The organism is Syntrophaceticus schinkii (assembly GCF_000946815.1).
In the GTDB taxonomy this organism is placed as follows: domain Bacteria; phylum Bacillota; class DSM-12270; order Thermacetogeniales; family Thermacetogeniaceae; genus Syntrophaceticus; species Syntrophaceticus schinkii.
The window spans coordinates 1-7,325 of the sequence record NZ_CDRZ01000071.1 but is presented as its reverse complement, the minus strand read 5'-3'; the positions used below and the strand labels follow the sequence as shown (position 1 = coordinate 7,325).

Here is a 7,325-nt window from a genome sequence, read left to right as displayed (position 1 = left end):
TGTTTACTAGTTCAGCTTTTTTGTCTATTCCATTTACGGTAAAAGTGGCTACCTGCTTACCTGCTGTCGGGGTAACGGTAATGGTTACCGAGGTGTTCTCGGTGATAGCTCCAGCTCCGGGATCGGAGGTTAAACCGTCACCACTTAATGTCAAGGTATAGGTTACCGGGGTTGTATCAGATACGCTAATATTCAAGGCAGCGGCATCACCTTTGTCAAACTCGATGGTTAAAGCTACATCGCCAACAGCTAGTGCTGCCAGGTATTCTTTTTTGATGGTTAAGGTGTTACCAGCTACGGTGTAGTCAGTATTTACCGTTAAGGCAGCATCGCCCTTCTTAACCGCGGTTACATTAGTTGCTGAGTTCCAGGTGATAGTAGTGGTTACATCGGCCTGACTTCCCGCTTTCTTGTCAAAGAATGCGGTAGTCGGGCTGATGGTTGCACTGGTTGCAGGGGGATTATTTTTCAGGAAGGGATAACCGTTGTTCTTGCTACCCTCAATACTCCAAGTATCATTGAAATCCCAACCCACATAGGTTTCCTGCTCTTTCATTTGCTCTGTAGTTTTGCCTTCTCCTCCGGCAGATGAATCCCTACCGGATGTATCTTTGTCCCAATAACTATTTGTGATAGTACCAGAGGTATAGCTCCCAGCCAGTCCGCCATGATCATAGATACCTGTTACAGCACCGGTGGCGTAAGAGTTGGTGATAGAGCCCTCGTAAATCACACCCGCCAGTCCGCCGATATACTTACTACCTGTTACAGCGCCGGTGGCGTAGGATTCAGATATCGAGCCTTTACGATTGATTCCTACCAGTCCGCCGACATCGAGTGTACCTGTTACAGCACCGGTGGCGTAGGAGTTGGTAACAGAGCCACTATTCCATCCCACCAGCCCGCCGACATAAGCATAAGCATCTGTAACAGCACCGGTAGCGTAGGAATTGATAATAGAGCCACTATTGTATCCCACCAGTCCGCCGCCATTATCATAAGCATCTGTTACAGCACCGGTGGCGTAAGAGTTGATAATAGAGCCACTATTGTATCCCACTAGGCCACCGACATAATCATATGCACTTGTTACAGCACCTGTGCTGTAGGAACTGGCAATGGTACCGTTACTTTCCCCCACCAGGCCGCCGGTACGCTGTCTCCCGAACACTTTTCCGATGGCGTAGGAATCGGTAATGGAAGAATTCTGCTGGTTGTAGCCGACCAGGCCACCGACATAATCATCTGCACTTGTTACGGCACCTGTGGCGTAAGAATTGGTAATGGTACCCTTATTTTCCCCCGCCAAGCCGCCAGTACGCTGTTGACCGTTCACAGTACCCGTGGTATATGAACCGCTGATTGCTTTTGTATTGAATCCTACCAGGCCGCCTACATAGGTACCTGCACCTGTTACAGCACCGGTGGCGTAGGAGTTGGTGATCGTACCCCCATTCTCTCCCGCCAGGCCGCCAGTACGCTGTTGACCGTTCACAGTACCCGTGGTATATGAACCGCTGATTGCTTTTGTATTGAATCCTACCAGGCCGCCTACATAAGTACCTGCACCTGTTACAGCACCGGTGGCGTAGGAGTCAGTGATTGTACCTTCATTTCGTCCTACCAGGGCACCGGTATACTGTTTACCAGTAACATTAGTATTTTCCAGTTTCATATTCTGGATTTGGGCAGTAGCTCCGGTAACACCAAACAAACCTACGTAATCTGTAGTACTCCGGTTGATAGTAAGGTTGCTGATGGTCTTGCCGTTGCCGTTAAATGTACCGGTAAATGAAGAGCCAGAAACACCGATGGGTATCCAACCCCCATCAGTATGATAACTGCTTAGATCGATATCCGCTTTTTGTATAAAATGCTTATCAAGGCATTCGCGTACATTGTCAAGTTGTTCCGGTATGGCAACCTGGTAGGGGTTATCCAAGCTGCCATCACCACCGTCAAAAACTACAATAATATATTCAAATGTGGCCACCGGGCTATTTTCCATACCCACTTTTACTGCTATGGCTTTAATGGTCATGTTGCCCGTTACTTCTATTTCACCGGTATACTGAATGCGGGTGTTGCTGATTGCTGGATCGCTATTATCGGTCGTATAGTAAATGGTTGCCTCTTCGGTTACAGTAGATAAGGTAATTTTTTTCGTTTCACCGTAGGTTCCAGATGCCAGGCTGGCACTTGGAGTAGCAACGATAGAAGGATCAATAATCGTCAGAACGAACTTCTTGATGCCACTAAATATACCTTTGCTTATGGTAGCTGTCAGGACAACTGTTTGGTGACCTGATGTCGGTCGGGTAACCTCTCCGGTGGTAGTGTTAATCCAAGCGACAGGGTCTGCGCTCCAACTAATTGACGTACCATTGGTTCCAGCAGTAGGTAATGGATTGGTCAAGTTGTTTATAATATTATCCGGTGTAGAGTTTTCTCCTTTGATGATATCCCAGGTCAAAGCATCCCTAACGGCATAAACTGCGTCAAGATCCGGATGAGCGGGATTATCTTTCAAGAATGGATACCCGTCGTTTTTGCTGCTTTCAATTTTCCAAATACTCGTAAAATCCCAATCTGCAAATGTTACCTGCTGTTTCATTTCCGCTGTAGTTTTGCCTGCAACGCCTTCGCCGCCAGCAGAGGATTTTGTCCCTGAGGTAGTGGTATCCCAATAACTTTTAGTGACAGTGCCCTTCTCACCTACCAGACCGCCGATATGAATACCTGGGCCAGCAACAGCACCGGTAGCATAAGCGTAGGAAATTGTACCACCATGATTGTATCCCACCAGGCCACCGATATGATCCTGGGTACCGGTTGCAGCACCCCTGGCGTAAGAGTTGGTAATTGTACCGGAATTGCTTCCTGCCAGACCAGCGACTCCACCGCTGCCTGTTACATCACCTGTGGCGTAAGATTTGGTAATGGTACCCCAATTTTCTCCCACCAGGCCGCCAGTAGACTGTTTCCCGACCACAGTACCGGTAGCGTAGGAATCGGCAATGGAATAATTCTGCTGATTGTAGCCTACCAGGCCTCCGACATAATTACCTGTACCTGTTACATCACCTGTAGCAGAAGATTTGGTAATGGTACCACAATTGTCTCCCACCAGGCCGCCAGTAAACTGTTGACCGTTAACAGTACCCGTGGTATATGAACCGCTGATTGTTGCCAAAGCATTGTATCCCACCAAACCGCCGACATATGCGGAACCTGTTACAGTACCGGTGGCGTAGGAGTTGGTAATGGTACCCCAATTTTCTCCCACCAGGCCGCCGACTCTTTTGCTACCCGCTACGGTACCGGTGGCGTAGGAGTCAGATATCGAGGCTTTATAATTGTATCCTACCAGTCCGCCGGCACAAAAACCTGTACCTGTTACAGCACCCTTGGCGTAGGAGTTGGTAATAGTAGCCCGATTATCTCCCACCAGGGCGCCGGTATTATTCCCACCAGTAACATTAGTATTTTCCATTTTAACATTCTGCATTTCGGCAGTATTACTGGAATAACCAAACAAACCTACGGAGTAATTAGCACTCCGGTTGATAGTAAGGTTACTGATGGTCTTTCCGTTGCCGTCGAATGTGCCGCTAAATGGAGACCCATAAATGCCGATGGGCTCCCAACCCGCGCCGGTATTATAAGGTGCAACATTCAGGTCGATATTTGCAGTCTGTTTGAAATGCTTATTGAGGCGGTATCTCACATTATTAAGTTGCTCGGCCGTTGCGACCAGGTAGGGATCCTCCTTTGTTCCGCTGCCGCCGGCAAAAATTGTTAAGAAGGGATAACCGTCGTTTGTGCTGCCGTCAATATTCCAAATAGTATTGAAATCCCAATTTGCAAATGTTACCTGCTGTTTCATTTCCTCTGTAGTTTTGCCTTCTCCTACGGTAGATTTATCCCTACCGGATGCATCTTTGTCCCAATAACTATAAGTGATAATACCAGAGTCACTGCGCCCAACCAGTCCGCCGACAAATGTTCTACCCGTCACAACACCAGTAGAATAAGCGTGGTAAATTCTACCTTCATTATTCCATCCCACCAGGCCACCGATATGATCCTGGGTACCGGTTGCAGCACCCCTGGCGTAAGAGTTGGTAATTGTACCGGAATTGCTTCCTGCCAGACCAGCGACTCCACCGCTGCCTGTTACATCACCTGTGGCGTAAGATTTGGTAATGGTACCCCAATTTTCTCCCACCAGGCCGCCAGTAGACTGTTTCCCGACCACAGTACCGATAGCGTAGGAACTGGTAATCTGAGAATTCTCCTGATTGCAGCCGACCAGGCCACCGACATAATTATCTGTACCTGTTACAGCAACGGTGGCATAGGAGTTGGTGATAGAGCCTTGTCTATTTTGTCCCACCAGTCCGCCGACATAAGCTGTACCTGTTACAGCCCCCGTGGTATATGAACCGCTGATTGTTGCCCAGTCATTGTATCCTGCCAGACCACCGACCCATGTTCCACCACTCACAGCAACGGTGGCATAGGAGTTGGTGATATCACCAACAAGATTGTATCCCACCAGACCGCCGACATATTCGGAACCTGTTACAGCACCGGTGGCGCAGGAGTTGGTGATAGAGTCAGCATTCGTACCCACCAGACCGCCGGTATTATTCCTACCAGTGACAGTAGTATTTTCCAGTTTCACATTCTGGATTTTGGCATATTGCCCGGCAATACCAAACAAACCAACGTAATCCGCAGTACTCCGGTTGATAGTCAGGTTGCTGATGGTCTTGCCGTTGCCGTTAAATGTACCGTTAAATGGAGACCCATAACTGCCGATGGGCTCCCAACCCAAATCGGTATTATAAGGTGCAGCATTCAGGTCGATATTTGCTGTCTGTATAAAATGCTTATCGAGATGGTATCTCACATTATTAAGTTGCTCGGCCGTTGCCACCTGGTAGGGGTCTAACTCAGTGCCGTTACCGCCGGCAAAAAGTACATTTTCAAATGTGGATACCTGTGTTCCACAATAAGTTCCTGCCGGTGGATCAGCGGTTGGAGCAGTTATTTGTTCTGCATAAACAGCTATGGAAGTAGTTAACAGAAACATCATGGTCAGCAGGACGGCATATAAACTCCTCTTTCCTTTCAAAAAGCGGGTAATCCCATTGAATTTGTTACCAGTCATTCTCGCTTCCTCTCCTTTTTTGCTTGGCAACGTGGGCGGGGTATCTTCACTGCAGCTTCCCCCACCCCTCAATCATCCCAATAACACCACCTCCATCAGTTCATTGACCGTCAGGCGCAGCCGCCCGCCGCCCCAGATGACATAATCCCCATCGGTGGTGGCGGTTTTAAAGAATGTTTCATCGGCAAGCCCGGCGTATTTCATGGTGTGCAGCTTTCCGGAAAGGTCTACCGTTACCATACTACCGCTCTCCATTTCCATAAAAAGCCGGTAGTCCTTCATGGGCAGCACAGTTTTGATGTAATTCACGCATTTGCCTCCTTTCCCGCAGCAAAAAATCCCATCCTACAGATTTACTATAGAATGGGATCCTTGTTTTACACATCGTCCGAATGGACAATCTTAATGGACTATCTTTTTGAAAATATTTTATTTCAGCTTTTCTGCCAGGTGGATGCGGCGGTCGATTTGAAGCTTTTGAAATATTGCTCGTAGATGTGCGCGCACAGTGCTTTCCGTTATCACCAGCTTTTCCGCTATTTCGCTGTTACGCAGCCCCGCGGCTGCCAGTTTGGCCACCTCATATTCCCGTTCTGTTAAGTCAGGAGGCAGCTCCCCTGAAAAAAGGGCCTCACGCAACGTGAACCAGCCTTGTGAGAAGCGCGTCCTGACGGTCTTAAACTTCTCCAAAAGGGCGGGATAATCACGCCCAATGACCTCATCAACCAGGTCCCCCAGCAGTTGTGAATACGAGGCAAAGGGAGACACCAATCCATCGGGAAGAGTCTTTTGAGCAGCTTGTTCAACAAAAGCAGTGGCTTGAGCACGGTTGCCCAACGCCATATGGCTGATAGCCATAAGGAAACAAGGAAAAAGATCCCCATAGGGACTCAATAGCCCGTCTTCCGGTCGTACGGCCTGTAACGTGCCTATAACTCGGGCAAATTCACCTTGATGCATGAGAAAGCGCAGGTGTACGAACAGCCCGGCGTTGGTCATAGCGGGCGACAGGCAACGCTCCGCGAAATCCGCATTTTGCAGCCAATCAGCGATACTCTTGTAATTCTCAAACTCGTTTTGAAGAACGCCTCGAATAATATCCAGAAGCGACCTAATGACGAACGTATCCTGCCGGTCGAAGGATGCGGCACGTTCCATTGAGGCGATAGCACGCTCCCAGCCGACTGTATCCGCTTTGTGCAGTGCAACGTGGGCCAGCAGTATGGCGGCACCCAATAGAACCACACTTTGCTGCTTGCTTTCGGCAAGAAACGCCGCCTTGTAGGCAAGTATCTCTGCATCGCTCAAGTTTCCCCGTTGATAGGCCAGTTCCGCGCGAAACAGCGCATCTGCACCGCTGCCGTGACCATTTGTAAGACGAGAATAGATGGTGATATACTCCTCCAGCGCATCGCCCTCACGATCCGCCTCACCAGGTGTAGTGTAGAACTCAGTCAACGGGGAATAATTGCCAAAGCACCAGAGAGCGGTAGGGAGAATTATCTGGGAGCATTGGCCTTTAAAAAGCGGGGCAGCCTGTCTGAGTATGGCAGTCATCTCAGACAGACAAGGAAAACTCCTATATGAAGACAACAGCAGCCATTCCCTTAGCAAATCTGAATTCTCCAGCAGTTCAGGCATGGTATGCAGTTCATCCATCAATATCTCAAACTGCTCATTCATCCCGGCCGTAAACAACGCCCAGGCAATGCGGAGCATGTTCAGGATATGCGCCTTTTTAATATCTGCCGGGCAGTATTTGGCAATATCAAGGGCTAACTCCGCAAAGGGCACACCGTTGATAATCTCCAAGTTCATTTCGGAAAGGTCAAGCGAGAGCATCCGCTCATAATCTCGGATTTGCATATAAAAGCCAAAAGCTTTAGCGGTTTGGCCCTCATCCCGGCAAAAGTCCCCCGCCCGCAGCAGGCACTGGTGTTCAAACGCAGGCCCGCGCTCACCGCGCTTTTGAATCAGGAGTTCGATTAGAATGCTATGTACTTCGTACTGTCGCTCGGCTGGATCGTAGCGGATAAAGGGGCTCCTGAGCGCATCCAAAGCGTATTCGGGCAGTGTATCACAGCCGATGAGGGAACATGCCTGCTGTATCATGACTATCTCAAAGGGTGATAGGTGCAAAAGAAAAATT

General features: G+C 48.9%; 3 protein-coding genes. All 3 read right to left on the bottom strand.

Annotated elements, in window-relative coordinates; all coding sequences use genetic code 11:
• Window positions 1-5,176 (bottom strand): GLUG motif-containing protein (locus SSCH_RS04545; protein WP_198142168.1); only part of this gene is annotated, 5,176 nt, incomplete at its 3' end.
• Between the two features lie 72 nt (window positions 5,177-5,248).
• Window positions 5,249-5,485 (bottom strand): DUF2442 domain-containing protein, encoded by a 237-nt coding sequence (locus tag SSCH_RS04540; protein WP_044664441.1) that lies wholly within the window; start codon window positions 5,483-5,485, stop codon window positions 5,249-5,251.
• Between the two features lie 120 nt (window positions 5,486-5,605).
• Window positions 5,606-7,325, bottom strand: a 1,720-nt coding sequence (locus tag SSCH_RS20790; protein WP_044664440.1) for a response regulator transcription factor, incomplete at its 5' end; no start/stop codon positions are given.